Origin of the sequence: Amycolatopsis albispora (genome assembly GCF_003312875.1) — a bacterium.
GTDB lineage: Bacteria > Actinomycetota > Actinomycetes > Mycobacteriales > Pseudonocardiaceae > Amycolatopsis > Amycolatopsis albispora.
Genome location: NZ_CP015163.1, coordinates 1650815 through 1668931, shown reverse-complemented (window position 1 = coordinate 1668931; position 18117 = coordinate 1650815). Strand labels below are relative to the sequence as shown.

1 protein-coding gene and 2 pseudogenes are annotated in these 18117 nt (G+C 73.0%); all 3 read right to left on the bottom strand.

Annotated features, from left to right (window positions below; genetic code table 11):
• Positions 1-71: 71 nt before the first annotated feature.
• Positions 72-1793: pseudogene (locus A4R43_RS44900) on the bottom strand (type I polyketide synthase); the annotation flags it as partial.
• Between the two features lie 30 nt (positions 1794-1823).
• Positions 1824-2624, bottom strand: a pseudogene (locus A4R43_RS44895) (beta-ketoacyl synthase N-terminal-like domain-containing protein); the annotation flags it as partial.
• Positions 2625-18110 carry a type I polyketide synthase gene (locus A4R43_RS43850; protein WP_236808835.1) on the bottom strand — a complete coding sequence of 5162 codons (15486 nt, stop codon included), beginning with the start codon at positions 18108-18110 and terminating at the stop codon, positions 2625-2627.
• Positions 18111-18117: the final 7 nt, after the last annotated feature.

Sequence of the window (18117 nt, the reverse complement as noted above, 5' to 3'; positions counted from 1 at the left end):
GCCCAGTTGACCGCGGCGCCGCGGACGTGGACCTCGGCCAGCGAGGTCAGGAACCGCCGCGGGCCACCGTCGTGCCGGCGCAGGGTTCCGGCGACCACGGCGTCGGCCAGGTCGCGTTGGTCGAAGGCCTCCTGGATCGAAGCGGCGAGCACCGGGTGCGGGCTGATCTCGGCGAAGATCTCGCGGCCCTGGTCCAGCAGGGCAGTCACGGCCCGGTCGAACCGGACGGGTTCGCGCAGGTTGCGGTACCAGTAGGCGGCGTCCAGCTCGCTGGTGTCCAGCACCGCGCCGGTGACCGCGGAGCAGAACGGCACACGCGACCGTTGCGGCTTGATACCGGCCAAGTCGGCACGCAGGCCGTCTTCGATGGCTTCGACCTGTGGTGAGTGCGAGGCGTAGTCCACCGGGATCCGCTTGGCCCGAATGCCGTCGGCCGCGCAGGATCCGAGCAGCTCGTCCAACGCGTCCGGCTCGCCGGAAACCACCACGGAAGCGGGCCCGTTCACCGCCGCGACGGAGATCCGGTCGTCGATCCGCTGCCGCACCTCGGCTTCCGGCAAGGGGATCGAGACCATGCCACCGCGGCCCGAGAGCGCGGGAAGCGCCTTGCTCCGGAGGGCGACCACCTTCGCAGCGTCCTCAAGCGACAACGCACCCGCCACACACGCGGCCGCGATCTCCCCCTGCGAATGCCCCACCACCGCAGCGGGCTCAACCCCAAACGACCGCCACAACTCGGCCAGCGACACCATCACCGCCCACAACACGGGCTGCACCACATCAACCCGCTCCAGCAGGCCTTCATCCGCCACCGCATCCAGCAGCGACCATTCAACAAACGGCGACAACGCCTCCGCACACGCCGCCATCGACTCCACAAAAACCGGCAGCTCCAGCAACTCCACCGCCATCCCCGCCCACTGCGCGCCCTGACCGGGGAAGACAAAAACCACCTTGGGCGCGGCCGTCGCCCGTCCGGTCACCGGGCCGGGCTTTCCTGCCGCCAGCTCATGAAGTCCGGCCACCAGCTCGTCGCGGTCCGCGCCGAGCACCACCGCGCGGTGCTCGTGTGTCGAGCGCGTGGCCGCCAGGGAGAAACCGATGTCGGCGGGATTGGCGTCGCTGTCCAAATGCGACAGAAGCCGGACAGCCTGCTCGCGGACCGCCCCTTCGCCCTTGCCGGACAACACCCAGGGGATCATCGCGGGAACGGGCGTGGCGGCGGGGGTCTCTTCCGGCGGCGCCTGTTCCAGGATGACGTGCGCGTTCGTCCCGCTGACCCCGAAACCCGACACGCCCGCCCGGCGAGGCCGATCGGCCTCCGGCCACGGCATGGGCTCGGTCAGCACCGAAACCGCACCCGAAGCCCAGTCCACGTGCGGGGTCGGCTCGTCCACGTGCAGCGTCTTCGGCAGCACACCATGCTGCATGGCCAGCGCCATCTTGATCACACCCGCGACCCCGGCGGCGGCCTGCGTGTGCCCGAGGTTCGACTTCACCGAACCCAGCGCGAGCGGCCGCTCCCGCCCCTGGCCGTACGTCGCCAGCAACGCCTGCGCCTCGATCGGATCACCCAGTGTGGTCCCCGTGCCATGGGCTTCCACCGCGTCCACGTCCACAGTGGACAACCCGGCGTTCGACAGCGCGGCCCGGATCACCCGTTCCTGCGAGGGCCCGTTCGGTGCCGTGAGCCCGCTCGACGCACCGTCCTGGTTGACCGCCGAGCCACGGAGCACGGCCAGCACCCGATGCCCGTTCCGCCGGGCGTCGGACAGCCGCTCGACCAGCAGCATGCCCACGCCCTCGGACCAGCCGGTACCGTCGGCCGCCGCCGCGAACGGCTTGCACCGGCCATCGGCCGCCAGCCCGCGCTGGCGGCTGAACTCGACGAAGGTGGACGGCGTGGACATCACCGCGACCCCACCGGCCAGCGCGAGCGAGCATTCGCCCGAGCGCAGCGACTGCGCCGCCAGGTGCAGCGCGACCAGCGAGGACGAGCACGCGGTGTCCACCGTGACCGCCGGGCCGACCAGGCCGAGGGTGTAGGCGAGGCGACCCGACGCGATGCTGCCCGCGCTGCCGTTCCCGAGATAGCCCTCGAACTCGGCGGCACCACCGGGCCGGTTCAGCAGGCGTGAGCCGTAGTCGTTGTACATCACCCCGGCGAACACGCCGGTCCGGCTGCCGCGTGCGGTGTGCGGGTCGATGCCCGCGCGCTCGAAGGCCTCCCACGACGTCTCCAGGAGCAACCGCTGCTGCGGGTCGATGGTCAGCGCTTCACGCGGGGAGATGCCGAAGAACGCCGCGTCGAATTCGCCCGCGTTGTGCAGGAAGCCGCCTTCGCGGGTGGTCGACGTGCCGGGCTGGTCGGGGTCGTCGCCGAACAGCTCGTCCAGCGCCCAGCCACGGTTGCCGGGGAACTCCGACACCGCGTCGGTGCCGTTCTCGACCAGCCGCCACAACGCTTCGGGTGAGTCGACGCCGCCGGGGAACCGGCAGGCCATGCCGACGATCGCGATGGGTTCGCGGTCGCGGTCCTCCAGCTCACGCACGCGTTCGCGGGTTGCCTGGAGGTCGCCGGTGACCCGGCGGAGGTACTCGACGAGCTTGTCCTCATTGGTCATTCAGGACACCCCGAGATCGTTGTCGATGAAGTCGAACAGTTCGTCCGGTGTGGCCGAATCGAGCCGCCGCGCGGGCTGCGCCGACTGGTCCGACCGCCATTTCGCGACCATTTCCCGCATCCGGTTCACCAGTTCCGCGCGCAGTTCCGGGGCCGACCCGGCGAACACGGCGTCGAGGCGGTCCAGTTCGCCGAGCGGATCGGCCGGGCCGGCGTCCTCGGTCACCAGGCCGTCCAGCAGGCGCCGGGTGAGCAGCGCCGGGGTCGGGTAGTCGAACAGCAGGGTGGACGACAGCCGGAGCCCGGTCGCGGTGTTCAGCCGGTTGCGCAGCTCGACCGCGGTCAGCGAGTCGAAGCCCATTTCGAGGAAGCCGCGCTCGTCGTCGATCTCCTTCGCCGATGCGAACCCGAGCACTTCGGCCACCTGCGCGCGCACCAGTTCCAGCACGGTGGTTTCCCGTTCCTCCGGTGACTGCCCGGTGATCCGGCGTGCCAGGCTGTCCGCGGTCTCGGCCTGGCTCACCACCCGGCGGGCCGGAGCCGGTGCCAGCTCACGCAGCAGCGCCGGGACCGGTTCCCGCAGTGCGCTGGTGGTCAGCCGGATCGGCGCCAGTGCGGGGTCACCCGCCGCGACCGCCGTGTCGAACAGGCGCAGCCCGTCCTCAGTGGACAGCGGCGCGATGCCGTTGCGCGCCAGGCGCCGCAGGTCGCCGTCGGCCAGCTCCGCGGTCATGCCACTGCGTTCGGCCCACATGCCCCAGGCCAGCGACACGGCCGGAAGGCCACGGGCGCGCCGGTGCGCGGCAAGCGCGTCGGCGAAGGCGTTGGCGGCGGCGTAGTTCGCCTGCCCGGGCGCACCGAGCGTGGTGGCCGCGGAGGAGAACACCACGAACGCCGTGAGCGGCAGGTCGGCGGTCAGCTCGTGCAGCACCGCCGTACCGTCCACTTTGGCCTGGAAAACGCGGTCGAGGTGGTCCGGGGTGAGCGATTCGAGCACCGCGTCCTCGACCACCCCGGCGGTGTGCACCACGCCGGTGATCGGCTGGCCGGCGAGCACAGCGGCGAGGGCGTCCCGATCGGCGACGTCACACGCGGCGGTGGTGACCGACGCACCGAGCCCGGTCAGCTCCGCCACCAGGTCGGCCGGAGCGCCACGCCTGCTCACCAGGACCAGCCGCCGCACGTCGTGCGTGGTGACCAGGTGGCGTGCCACCAGGCCGCCGAGCACCCCGGACGCTCCGGTGACCAGGACCGTGCCCGCCGGGCCGAACGGTGAATCGTCCGCCGAAGCCCGCGACCGCACCAGCCTCGGCACGAAGGCGGTTCCGGCTCGGATGGCGAGCTGCGGTTCCTCGCTCGCCACCACCGAATGCAGCGGCTGCCACGAGGTGTGGTGGTCATCGAGGTCCACCAGGGTGAACCGGCCGGGATGCTCGGTCTGGGCGGAGCGCACCAGGCCCCAGACCGGCGCGGTCGCCGGATCGGCGGCCTCCCCCGGCTGCGCGGAGACCGCGCCCCGGGTGAGCACGACCAGCCGCGATTCGCTGAACCGCGTGTCCGCGAGCCACTCCTGCAGCACGCGCAGCACGCTTCCGGTGACGGCCCGCGCCGCCGACGGCCAAGCCCCGGGCGGGGTCTCCGCCCGGAACACCACCACTTCCGGCGCGGGCCCGCCGGCAGGCACTTCACCGTGGTCGGTCCACTCCTGGCGGGCACCGGTGAGTGTCCTGGCGGTCCAGTCGACGCGGTACAGCGCGCCCTGCCCCGCCGGCCTCTGCTCGGTCACCGGCAGCGAGACCAGGCTGTCCACCGAGGCCACCGGTTCGCCCGCCTGGTCGGTGAGCTGGAGCGAGACGGCACCGTCGGCGCCGGTGGTCAGTTGCACGCGGACCTCGGTGGCGCCGGTGGCGTGCAGGGTCACGCCCTCCCAGCAGAACGGCACGCGGGCCCGGGCGTCGGCCGCGAGCCGGTTGGCGTGCAACGCGGCGTCCAGCAGGGCCGGGTGCAGGCCGAACTGGCTCGTCGCCGCGGCCTGCTCCGGCGGCAGGGCCACCTCAGCGAACAGCTCGTCGCCCCGGCGCCAGACCGCCCGCAGGCCGCGGAAGGCCGGGCCGTAGCCGTAGCCCTGCTCGGCCAGCTGCTCGTAGAAGCCGCTGACGTCCGCGCGCTCGGCGCCTTCCGGCGGCCACACCGCCGGTGACGCGGGCACCACCGGCTCCGCACGCGTCAGGACACCGCGGGCGTGGCAGGTCCATTCGTCGCCGCCGGTGGGCCGGGCGTGCACGGTCAGCTGGTGCCTGCCGGTGTTGTCGGCACCCCCGATGGCCAGCTGCACCTCGGCGCCGCCCTGCGCGGGCAGGGCCAACGGGGTTTCCAGGGTCAGCGATTCCAGATGACCGCAGCCGATTGCGTCACCGCCGCGAATGGCCATCTCCACATAGGCGGTACCCGGCAGCACCACGGTGCCCATCACCTCGTGGTCGGCGAGCCAGGGCTGCGCGGCCAGCGAGAGGGTTCCGGTGAGCAGGGCTCCGTCGCCGTCCGCGCGCACGACCGCCGAGCTGAAGAACGGGTGTGCCGCTCCCCCGGCCGAAGCCGTGGCGTCGAGCCAGTACCGGCCGCGCTGGAAGGCATAGGTGGGCAGGTCCGCCCGCTGGGCACCGGGGAACACCGGTGTCCAGTCGATCTCGACGCCCTGGACGTGCAGGGTGGCCAGCGCCGTCATCACCGCCTGCGCTTCCGGGCGGCGGGGGCGCAGCGCGGGCACGGTCGCCACCCCGTCCGCGCAGTCCTGGGCCATGCCGGACAACGCGCCGTCCGCGCCCAGTTCGAGGAAGGTGGTCACGCCGCGGCCGGTCAGCGCGGTGACGCCGTCGGCGAACCGCACGGTCCGGCGGACGTGCTCGACCCAGTAGTCCGGCGAGCACAACTGCTCCGGGTCGGCGAGGTCACCGGTCACATCCGAGACGATCGGAATCTCCGGCGCGGAGAACTGGAGTTGCTCGGCCACCCGCCGGAATTCGGCCAGCATGGGCTCCATCAGGGGCGAGTGGAAGGCGTGGCTCACCCGCAGGCGCTTGGTCTTGCGCCCTTCACGGGCCCAGTGCTCGGCGAACGCGGTGACGGCTTTGTCCACTCCGGACAGCACAACGGAGTCGGGCCCGTTGACCGCGGCGATCGCGACGTCGTCGGGCAGCACGGCGAGCACCTCGTCCTCGGTGGCCCGCACGGCGATCATCGCGCCGCCGGCGGGCAGTTCCTGCATCAAGCGGCCACGAGCGTCAACCAGACGGCAGGCATCCTCCAACGAAAACACCCCGGCCACATAAGCCGCCGACACTTCACCAATCGAATGCCCCAGCAAATAATCCGGCCGCACACCCCAACTCGACACCAACCGGAACAACGCCACCTCAAGCGCGAACAACCCCGCCTGCGCATACCGCGTCTGACTCAACAACTCCTCATCCGAACCCAACACCACCTCGGCAACCGTCTCCTCAAAACCCGCACACACCTCGGCAAAAGCCTCCGCGAACACCGGAAACTCCGCCGCCAGCTCACGACCCATCCCGCACCGCTGCGAACCCTGACCGCCAAAAAGGAAGGCCAGGCCACCACTTCCGGCCACACCGCGAACCGAGCCCAGCGGCGACTCGCCCCTGGCGAACGCACCGAGGTCCCGCACGAGGTCGTCCCGGCTCCCGGCGATCAGCCCGGCGCGGTGCGCGAGCGAGGCACGCGAGGTCGCGAGCGTCAGCGCGACGTCGGCGGGCGGAAGTTCCGGATGTGCCTCGAGGTGCCCGAGCAACTGGCCCGCCTGCGCACGCAGGCCGGGTTCGTTGCTGGCCGACAACAGGAACGGCAGCGTCCGCGGCTCGTCCGGAGCCGGCTCGGCCTCCACCGGTGGCGCCTGTTCGAGGATGACGTGTGCGTTGGTGCCGCTGATCCCGAACGAGGAAACGCCCGCACGCAGCGGCCGGTCCCCCGCCTGCCACGGCACCGGCTCGGTCAGCAGCGACACCGCGCCACCGGACCAGTCCACGTACGGGGTCGGCTCGTCCACGTGCAACGTCCTGGGCAGCAGGCCGTGCCGCATCGCCAGCACCATCTTCAGCACTCCGGCGACCCCGGCGGCGGCCTGCGTGTGCCCCAGGTTCGACTTCACCGACCCCAGCCACAACGGACGCTCGCGACCCTGCCCGTACGTCGCCAGCAGCGCCTCCGCCTCGATCGGATCACCCAGCCGCGTCCCCGTCCCGTGTGCTTCCACCGCATCGACATCCACAGTGGACAAACCGGCGCTCGCCAGCGCCTGCTGGATCACCCGCTGCTGCGACGGCCCGTTCGGCGCGGTCAGCCCGTTGCTCGCACCGTCCTGATTGATCGCGCTCCCCCGCACCACCGCCAGCACGCGATGACCGTTGCGCCGCGCGTCGGAAAGGCGTTCGAGCAGCAGCACACCCGCGCCCTCACCCCAGCCGGTGCCGTCCGCGGCGGCGGCGAAGGGCTTGCAGCGACCGTCGGCGGCCAAGCCGCGCTGGCGGCTGAACGCGACGAAGGTGTCCGGTGTGGACATCACCGTCACCCCGCCCGCCAGCGCCAGCGAGCATTCGCCAGAGCGCAGCGCCTGACCGGCCCAGTGCAAGGCGACCAGCGACGACGAGCACGCGGTGTCCACGGTGACCGCCGGGCCCTCCAGGCCGAGCGCGTAGGCCACGCGACCGGACAGCACGCTGGCCGAGTTGCCGGTGCCGAGATGGCCTTCCAGCTCGTCGGGCACCGTGGTCAGCCGGGTGGCGTAGTCCTGGCCGTTGGTTCCGGCGAACACACCGGTTTTGCTGCCGCGCAGCGAAACCGGGTCGATCCCGGCGCGCTCGAACGCCTCCCAAGAGGTCTCCAGCAGCAGCCGTTGCTGGGGGTCCATCGCCAGCGCCTCACGCGGTGAGATGCCGAAGAACTCCGGGTCGAAGCCCGCCGCGTCGGCCAGGAAGCCGCCCTCGCGCACGTAGCTCTTGCCCGGCCGGTCCGGGTCGGGGTCGTAGAGGTTGTCGACGTCCCAGCCGCGGTCCGCCGGGAAAGCGGTGATCCCGTCGGCGCCGTCGGAGAGCAGGCGCCACAGGTCCTCCGGGGTCTGCACGCCACCGGGGAACCGGCAGGCCATGCCGACGATGGCCAGCGGCTCGTCGGCCGCGGCAGGCGCCGCTTCGGCGGTGGCCTGCGGCACGCCGGACAACTCCGTGCCGAGGTGCTCGGCCAGTGCCTCCGGGGTCGGGTAGTCGAAGACCGCGCCCGCCTTCAGGCGCAGCCCGGTGGCGGCGCTGAGCTGGTTGCGGAGTTCGACCGCGGTCAGGGAGTCGAAGCCCAGTTCCTTGAAGCTCCGCCGTGGCCCGATGGCGTCGGTGGTGGCGTGCCCGAGCACGGCGGCGACGTGCGTGCGCACCAGTTCCAGCAGGGCGTGCCCGCGTTCGGCGGCGGGCAGTTCGGCCACCGCCGGCGTGGGCGCCGGGGCCGCCGCGGTGAGTTCGGTGAGGACACGCGTCGGCGCGGACCGCGACCAATCGACGTCGGCGACCGTCACGCAGGTGTCGTCGGCGTCGAGCGCCTGCTGCAGCGCGTGGATCGCGGACGCGGGTGCCATCGGGCGGGCGCCGCTCCGGCTCACCCGCGTCGCGGCCGCGTGCCCGGTGGCCATGCCCGCCTCCGCCCACGGGCCCCAGGCCACCGAAGTCGCCGGAAGACCGAGGGAACGCCGTTGCTCGGCCAGTGCGTCGAGATACGCGTTGGCTGCCGCGTAGTTGCCCTGGCCCGCGTTGCCGAGCACGCCCGCCAGCGAGCTGAACAGCACGAACGCGGACAGGTCGGCGGTGAGTTCGTGGAGGTTGCGTGCGGCCTCGGCCTTGCTGCGCAGGACCTCGTCGAACCGCTCGGGTGTCAGCGAGTCCACCAGGCAGTCGTCGAGCACACCCGCCGTGTGCACCACGGCCGTCGGCGGGTGTTCGGCGAGCAGGCGCGCGGCGTCCGCGCGGTCGGCGAAGTCGCAGGCCTCGATGCTGACGCGGGTGCCGAGGGCGGTGAGTTCGGCGGCCAGCTCGGCCGCGCCGGGTGCCTGCGGACCCCGGCGGCTCGCGAGCACCACGTGCGCGCAGCCCGCACCGGCCAGCCAGCGTGCCACCTCGGCACCCAGCGCGCCGGTGCCGCCGGTGACCAGCACGGTGCCCTGCGGCTTCCAGCGGCGCTTGACCACCGGCCGCGGCGCACGCACCAGGCGACGGGCGAACAGGCCGGACTCACGCACCCGCAGTTCGTTTTCGCCGGTCGAACCGGACAGCGCCGCGCACAGCAGCTCCGCCGCCTGCTCGCCGACGGGCTCCGGCAGGTCGATCAGCCCGCCCCAGCGATCCGGGTGTTCCAGGCCGACGACCCGGCCGAGTCCCCAGAGCCGCGCCTGGTCCGGGTCGGCGGCGTCCGTGGTCGCGCACCACAGCGGCGCGTCGATCCCGGCGTCCCCGAGCGCCTGCACCAGGCTGACCGTGAGGCCGAGCCCGGCGGACAGGGACAGCACCCCGCTCGGCTGCTCGGCGCCGAGGCGTTCGGCGAGTACCGCGCGATCGAGGTCCGCGTCGGTGAGCGGGAGCTGAACCGGCCGCGCGCCGTGCTGGGTCAGCGCGTGCACCACGCTCGTCACCAGCTCGTTGCCGGTGTGCGTCGCAGGCACGGCGACCAGCCACGTGCCGGTCAGGTCCTTCGAGGTTCCGGTGGGGCACGGCCGCCAGGTGACCTGGTACCGCCAGTTCTCCGTAATGTCCACAGTGGATCCGACCGGCCAGAACCGCTGCCGGTCGAAGGCGTAGGTGGGCAGCTCGACCCGCCGGGCGCCGGTTCCGGCGAACACCGATTCCCAGTCCAGCGAGACCCCGTGGACGTACAGGCGCGCCAACGCCGTCGTCGCGGCGTGCGACTCGGGCTGGTCGCGGCGCAGGACCGGCACCACGCTCAGGCTTTCCGTGCCGGTCGATTCGGCCAGGCAGTCGCCCGCCATGCCGGACAGGGTTCCGTCGGCGCCCAGTTCGAGGAACGCCGTCACCCCCTGGTCACGCAGGAAGCGGACCCCGTCGGCGAACCGCACGGCTTCCCGGACGTGGGTGACCCAGTGCTCCGGGTCGTTGAGGTCCGTTGCGACTTCACCGGTCAGGTTCGACACCACCGGGATGCGCGGCGGCGCGTACTCGATCCCTTCGGCGACCCGGCGGAACTCGGCCAGCATCGGTTCCATCAAGGGGGAATGGAACGCGTGGCTCACGCGGAGTCGCTTGGTGCGGCGACCGCGTTCCCGCCACAGCGCGGCAATCTGGGCTACCGTGTCCTCGTCGCCGGAGAGCACTGTCGACATTGGACCGTTGATCGCCGCGACGGCGGCCCGGCCGCCATGGTCGGCAAGGGAGCGCAGCACTTCGGCTTCCGCAGCCTCGATCGTCATCATGGCTCCACCGGCGGGCAGTTCCTGCATCAAGCGGCCACGAGCGTCGACCAGACGACAGGCGTCCTCCAGCGAAAACACCCCGGCCACATAAGCCGCCGAAACCTCACCAATCGAATGCCCCAGCAAATAATCCGGCCGCACACCCCAACTCGACACCAACCGGAACAACGCCACCTCAAGCGCGAACAACCCCGCCTGCGCATACCGCGTCCGACTCAACAACCCCTCATCCGAACCCAACACCACCTCGGCAACCGACTCCTCAAAACCCGCACACACCTCGGCAAAAGCCTCCGCGAACACCGGAAACTCCGCCGCCAGCTCACGACCCATCCCACACCGCTGCGAACCCTGACCGCCGAAGAGCAACGCGAGCTTGCCGCGCTCGGCGACGCCCTCGGCGATCACGGCACCGTTCACCAGCACCGCCCGGTGCCGCAGCGCCGCGCGGGTGGTCGCCAGCGAATACGCCACGTCCACCGAATCCGGCAACGCGCGAAGGCTGGCGAGCTGGGCATGCAACGCCGGTTCGGTCTCCGCGGAGACCACCCACGGCACCACCGGGAGTGAGCGGGCGGCCTCCTGCGGAGCGGCGTCCGGCTCGGGTGGGCCCTGTTCGAGGACCACGTGCGCGTTGGTGCCGCTGATGCCGAACGAGGACACCGCGGCCCGGCGCGGCGCCCCGGTTTCCGGCCACGGGGTCGCCTCGCCGAGCAGGCGCACCGCCCCGGCGGCCCAGTCGACGTGCGGGGTCGGCTGCTCGGCGTGCAGGGTCTTTGGCAGCGTGCCCGCCACCATCGACTGCACCACCTTGATCACGCCGGCCACCCCGGCGGCGGCCTGCGTGTGCCCGAGGTTCGACTTCACCGAACCCAGCCACAACGGACGCTCGCGCCCCTGCCCGTACGTCGCCAGCAGCGCCTCCGCCTCGATCGGGTCGCCGAGCTTGGTGCCCGTTCCATGTGCCTCCACCGCATCGACATCCACAGTGGACAGACCCGCGCTCGCCAGCGCCTGCTGGATCACCCGCTGCTGCGACGGCCCGTTCGGCGCGGTCAGCCCGTTGCTGGCGCCGTCCTGGTTGATCGCGCTCCCCCGCACCACCGCCAGCACACGGTGACCGTTGCGCCGTGCGTCCGAAAGGCGTTCCAGCAGCAGCACACCCGCGCCCTCACCCCAGCCGGTGCCGTCCGCGTCCGCGGAGAAGGCACGGCAGCGCCCGTCCGGGGCCAGCCCGCGCTGCTTGCTGAACTCGACAAAGGCCGCGGGTGACGACATCACCGTCACCCCACCGGCCACGGCCAGGGAGCATTCGCCCTGGCGCAGGGCCTGCCCGGCCAGGTGCAGCGCGACCAGGGACGACGAGCACGCGGTGTCCACGGTGACCGCGGGGCCTTCGAGGCCGAAGGTGTAGGCGACGCGCCCGGACAGCACGCTCCCCGCGCCGCCGGTGATCAGGTAACCCTCGCCGCCGTCCTCGGTGTCCGCCAGCAGCGGGGTGTAGTCCTGGCCGTTCGTCCCGGCGAAAACCCCGGTTTTGCTGCCCCGCAACGAAGCCGGGTCGATCCCGGCGCGCTCGAACAGTTCCCAGGTGATCTCCAGCAGCAGCCGCTGCTGCGGATCCATCGCCAGCGCCTCACGCGGTGAGACACCGAACAGGGCCGCGTCGAAGAACGGCGCATCGTGCAGGAACCCGCCTTCGCGCACGTAGCTCTTGCCCGGCCGGTCCGGGTCCGGATCGAAGAGGGCATCGAGGTCCCAGCCGCGGTCGGCGGGGAATTCCGAAATGGCGTCACCGCCGGCGGCGAGCAGCTCCCACAGGTCCTCCGGGGAGCGCACCCCGCCCGGGAACCGGCAGCTCATGCCGACGATCGCGATCGGCTCGTCGGCGGCCGGAGCGGCCACCACCGGAGCGGCCGCGGTGGCACCGAGCAGTTCCCCGTGAAGGTGGCGGGCCAGTGCTTCCGGCGTCGGGTGGTCGAACACGACGGTCGTGGGCAGGCGGACCGCGGTCGCCTCGTGCAGCCGGTTGCGCAGTTCCACGGCGGTCAGCGAGTCGAAGCCCTGGTCCTTGAACGCCCGGCTGGCGGCCACGGCCGCCGCCGACTCGTGACCCAGCACGGCCGCGGCGCGGTCGCAGACCAGGTCCAGCAACGCGTGCTCCTGCTCGGAGCGGGTCAGCCCGGCCAGGCGGGCACGCAGCGAATGCTCGGGTTCGGCGGCGGTCCGCCGGGCGGGGGCACCGGCGAGGCCACGCAGGACCGCGGGCACCTGCTCGGCACGTGCCCGCAGCGCCGCCACGTTCAACCGCACGGGCACCGGCACCGGGTCACCGCTGCGGAGGGCGGCGTCGAACAGGGCCAGGCCCTCGTCCGAGGACAGCGCGATGAAGCCGTCACGGGCCAGGCGCGCGCGGTCGGTGTCGGCCAGGTGCCCGGTCATCCCGCTCTGCTCGGCCCACAGCCCCCACGGCAGCGCCACCGCCGGGAGCCCTTCGGCGTGGCGGTGCCGGGCCAGCGCGTCCACCCAGGCGTTCGCGGCGGCGTAGTTGCCCTGGCCGGGGCTGCCGAAGGTGCCCGCGATCGAGGAGAACAGCACAAAGGCGGCCAGGTCCGAGGTCAGCTCGTGCAGGTTCAGCGCGGCGTCCACCTTGGGCCGCAATGCCGTCCCGAGCTGCTCCGGCCGCAGGTTTTCGATGGTGCCGTCGGCCAGCGCACCGGCCGCGTGCACCACGGCGGTCAGCGGGTGCGCGGCCGGGACCTCGCCCAGCACGCGGGCGAGCGCCGCCCGGTCCGCCGCATCCACGGCGTGCAGCGCCGCGGTCGCGCCGAGTTCGGTCAGCTCGGCCATCAGGTCCGCCGCGCCCGGGGCCGCTTCGCCGCGACGGCTGAGCAGCAGGAGGTGGCGAACCCCGTGGGCGGTGACCAGGTGGCGGGCGACCATGCTGCCCAGCGCACCGGTGGCACCGGTGATCAGCACGGTGCCGTCCGGGTCCAGCGCCGGGGACTCACCGGCGGCCGTGGCCCGCGCGAGCCGGGGCACTTCGACGGCACCGGCGCGGATCGCGAGCTGGGGTTCACCCGAGGCGATGGCGGCCGGGAGCAGGTCCGCGTCGCCTTCGTCGAGGTCCACCAGGACGAATCGGCCGGGATGCTCGGTCTGCGCGGAACGGACGAGGCCCCACACGGCGGCGTCGCCGGTGACGAACACCAGCTTCGAATCGGCGAACCGCTGTTCGGCAAGCCAGGACTGCAGCAACGCCAGCGTTGTCCGAGTGGTCTCGTGCACCTCACCCGCATCCAGCGCGGTTCGCGGCGCACCCGGCACGAGCAGGACTTCCGGCACGTTCTCACGTGCCGCGGCCAGGTCGGCGACGGTGTCGATGCCCGGCAGCGGTGAGCCATCGCCCAGCACGGCCCAGCCGGACGTGTCGCCGCCCCGCGGCGCGGCGACGGCCTGCCAGTCCACTGTGTACAGATCACCGGAGCCACGGCGGGCGGCGGCCAGCTGGCGGGCCGGGAGCGGGCCGAGCACCACCGCGTCGGCGGCCACCACCGGCTGCCCGGCTTCGTCGTCCATCCGCAGCCGGTAGGTGTCCGGGCCGATGGCGGTGAAGCGCGCGCGGACCGCGGTCGCGCCCGTTGCGTGCAGCGTGAGTCCTTGCCAGGAGACCGGAACGCGAGGCGCGTCGAGTTGCAGGGCGTGCAGGGCGGCATCGAGGAGCACCGGGTGCACGCCGAAGCCCGCGGCCTCACCCGGCAGGCGTACCTCGGCGTAGACCTCGCCGTCCGCTGTCGCGGCCGCCCGCAGTGCCTGGAACTCCGGCCCGTAGGAAAGGCCCGCCTCGGAAAGGCGTTTGTAGGCGTGGCCGAGCTCGATCCGCACCGCGCCGGACGGCCGGGCCACCGGCTCCCCCGCCGTTCCTACCGCCGCAGTCAGTGTGCCGGTCGCATGCCGCGTCCAGGCTTCGTCATCGGACTCCGCCGGGCGCGAGTGCACGCTCAGCGCGCGCTGCCCCGACTCGTCCGGCGCCGCCACGACCACCTGCAGCCGGACGTCACCTCGCTCAGGCAGGACCAGTGGTGCTTCGAGGGTGAGTTCGGCGACCTGTCCCCCGCCCGTCTCGTCGGCGGCTCGCAGGGCCAGTTCGGCGATTCCGGCGGCGGGCAGGCACGCCGTGCCCAGGAGCGCGTGGTCGGTGAGCCACGGTTGCGTACGCGGCGAGAGCACGCCGGTCAGCACGGTGCTGCCGGTACCGGCGAGCCGCAGCACCGCCGTCAGCTGCGGGTGGTCGCCACGCGCGAGGCCGAATTCGCCCGCGTCCCCGGCCGCACGACCGCTCTCCAGCCAGTACCGCTTGCGCTGGAAGGCGTACGTCGGCAGGTCCACCGGCGGGCCGCCCTCACCGAGCGCCGCCGTCCAGTCCACCGGCACGCCGCGCACGTGTGCTTCGGCCACCGAGGTCAGGAACCGGTCGAGCCCGCCCTCGTCGCGGCGCAGCGAGCCGACCACAACGGCGTCCCGGCCCACCTCGTCCGCGGTTTCCTGGATCGCCATCGACAGCACCGGGTGCGGGCTGACTTCGAGGAAGACCCCGTGCCCCGCGCCGAGCAGGGCCCGCGTGGCCTGTCCGAAGTGGACGGTTTGCCGCAGGTTCCGGTACCAGTACGTACCGCCGAGGTCGTCCGCCCATGCATCGTCCACAGTGGAGTAGAACGGCACGGTGGTGGCCCGCGGGCGCACCGGGGCGAGCAGTTCGGCGAGCCGGTCACGGATGCTCTCGACCTGTGCCGAATGGGAGGCGTAGTCGACCGGGATGCGGCGGGCGCGCACGTCCTCGGCTTCCAGCGCCCGCAACGCTTCGTCCAGTGCCTCCGGCTCACCGGACACCACGGTCGAGGCGGGTCCGTTCACCGCGGCGACCGAAATCCGCTCGCCCCAGCGCGCCAGCCGTTCCACGACCTCGGCGGCGGGCAGGGCGACCGACATCATGCCGCCGCGCCCGGACAGCTCCGACAACGCCTGGCTGCGCAGGGCGACCACGCGAGCGCCGTCGTCCAGCGAAAGCGCACCGGCCACCACGGCGGCGGCGATCTCACCCTGCGAGTGGCCCACCACAGCCGCCGGTTCGACACCGTAGGAGCGCCACAGCTCGGCGAGCGAGACCATCACGGCGAACGACGCCGGCTGCACCACGTCGACCCGGTCGAGCGACGGCGCACCGGCCTCACCACGCAACACGGCCGTCAGCGACCAGTCGGTGAACGGCGCCAGCGCGCGCTCGCACTCCGCCATGCGCCCGGAAAAAACCGCGGACGAGTCGAGCAGGCCGACCGCCATGCCCGCCCACTGCGCGCCCTGGCCGGGGAAAACGAAGACCACCTTGCCGGGGTCTTCGGCAGCCACACCGCGGATCGCCGTGCGCTCGGCCGCCGCCAGGTCGGCGCGGTCGCGTGCCACCAGCACGGCGCGGTGGCCGAACCGCGACCGGGCGGTCAGCGCCCGGCCGAGCGCGACCAGTGGCACCTCCGGCTCGGCCTCGGCGAAGTCGCGGAGCCGCCGCACCTGGTCCAGCAGCGCGGCCTCGCTCTTGGCCGACCAGACGAGCGGCACCGGGCCCGCGACCCCCGGCTCGGCCTGTTCCGCGGTGCCTTGTTCAGGCGCCTCTTCGAGGATCACGTGCGCGTTGGTGCCGCTCACCCCGAACGAGGACACCCCGGCACGGCGAGCGCGGCCCGTTTCCGGCCACGGCATCGCCTCGGTCAGCAACTCGACCGCACCCGACGACCAGTCGATCCGCGGGGACGGCTCGTCCACGTGCAGCGTGCGCGGGAGCAGCCCGTGCCGCAGCGCCAGCACCGTCTTGATCACCCCGGCCACCCCGGCCGCCGCCTGGGTGTGGCCGAGATTGGACTTCAGCGAGCCCAGCCACAGCGGTTGCCCGGGCGCCCGGTCACGGCCGTAGGTGGCGAGCAGGGCTTCGGCTTCGATCGGGTCACCGAGCGTGGTACCGGTGCCGTGGGCCTCCACCGCATCGACATCCACAGTGGACAGACCGGCGTTCGCCAGCGCCTGCCGGATCACGCGTTGCTGCGAACGGCCGTTCGGCGCGGTCAGCCCGTTGCTGGCGCCGTCCTGGTTGACCGCCGAGCCACGCACCACGGCCAGCACGCGGTGCCCGTTCCGGCGGGCGTCGGACAGCCGTTCCAGCAGGACCAGCCCGGCGCCCTCGCTCCAGCCGGTGCCGTCCGCGGCCGCGGCGAAGGACTTGCACCGGCCGTCGGCGGCGAGGCCGCGCTGCCGGGTGAACTCGGCGAACACCTCGGGGGTGGCCATCACCGCGACCCCGCCCGCCAGCGCCAGCTCGCATTCCCCGGCCCGCAGCGCCTGCGCCGCCAGGTGCAGCGCGACCAGCGAAGAGGAGCACGCGGTGTCGACGGTGACCGCCGGCCCCTCCAGGCCGAGCGTGTACGCCACCCGGCCGGAGACCACGCTTCCGGCGCCACCGGTGGACAGGTAGCCCTTGACCTCGTCCGGCAGCGCGCCCGCGCCACTGCCGTAGTCGTGGAACATCGCGCCGGCGAACACACCCGTCGCGGTGCCCCGCAGCGACAGCGGGTCGAGACCGGCCCGCTCCAGGGTTTCCCACGCGACCTCCAGCAGCAGCCGCTGCTGCGGGTCCATCGCCAGCGCCTCACGCGGTGAGATGCCGAAGAACTCGGCGTCGAATTCACCCGCGTCGTAGAGGAAACCGCCCTCTCGCACGGCGGAGAAGTCGGCACTCGCCGGGTCGGCGAGCCCGACGAGGTCCCAGCCGCGGTCATCGGGAAAGCCGGAAACGGCATCGGTGCGTTCGGCGACCAGCCGCCACAGGTCGGCGGGCGAGCTCACCCCGCCGGGCAGGCGGCAACCCATGCCGACGATCGCGATCGGCTCGTCGGCTTCCGCGGTCGGCGCGGGCACCGATGCCGCCTCCGTCTCCGCCTCGCCGAGCAGTTCCTCACGCAGGCGGGCGGCGAGCGCGGCCGGGGTGGGGTGATCGAAGACGACGGTGGCAGGCAGCGCGACGCCGGTGGCGGCGACGAGCCTGCCCCGCAAGGCGACGGCCCCGCGTGAGTCGAAGCCGAGTTCCTTGAACGCGCGCTCGGCCGGGAAACCGGTGCCACCGACCACCGCACCGGCCTCCGCGCGCACCAGGTCGAGCAGCAACCGGTCCTGGTCGGCGGGCGCCAGTGCGGTGAGCCGGTTTCTGAGCAGCGAGGCGGCCTCCGGGCCCGAAGTGCCGGTGCTCTGGTCCAGCAGGCGCCGCAGCGCAACCCACTTCGGCGCGGCGCCGAGCTGGTCGCGCAACGTGTCGAGGTCCAGGCGCGCGGCCAGCACCTGACTCCCACGCACCCCGCGCGCGGCGTCGAACAAGGCGGGGAGCTGTTCGGCGGACAACCTGCCCAGTCCGGTCGGGGTGTCGTCCTCGTCGCGCGAGCCCCAGCTCAGCGAGAAACCCGATCGGCCGTCGGCGGCCCGCCGCGCCGCGAGCGCGTCGAGAAAGGCCGCGGCCGCCGCCCGGCCGGGATGACCGTCGATGCCGAGCGCGGCGCCCGCCGAGGAAACCAGCACGAGCGGCACCGAATCGCCGGCCAGTTCGTGCGCCCGCCGCGCACTCTCCACCGCCAACGCGAACGACTCGTCGTCCGTCACGTCGACCGCGTGGACCACCAGATCCGGGGGACGCGGCTGCGTCAGTTCGCCGTCCGCGTCCACGAGCGCGGCATCGAGATGCGCGGCCAGCACACCGGCCGTGCCGTCGGCGGATCCGATCACCACCGCTGCCCCGGCCGGGGAAAGTTCAGGGAATTCGGCGGACGCGGTGAGCGCGGCCAGTCGCGGCACGCGCAGCACGCCCGCCCGCACGGCCACCTCCGGCTCGCCGGACCGCACCGCGGACACGATCTCTTCCGCACTCCCGTCGGCGGCGAGGTCCACCGCGGCGAAGCGGTCCGGCCGCACCGCGATC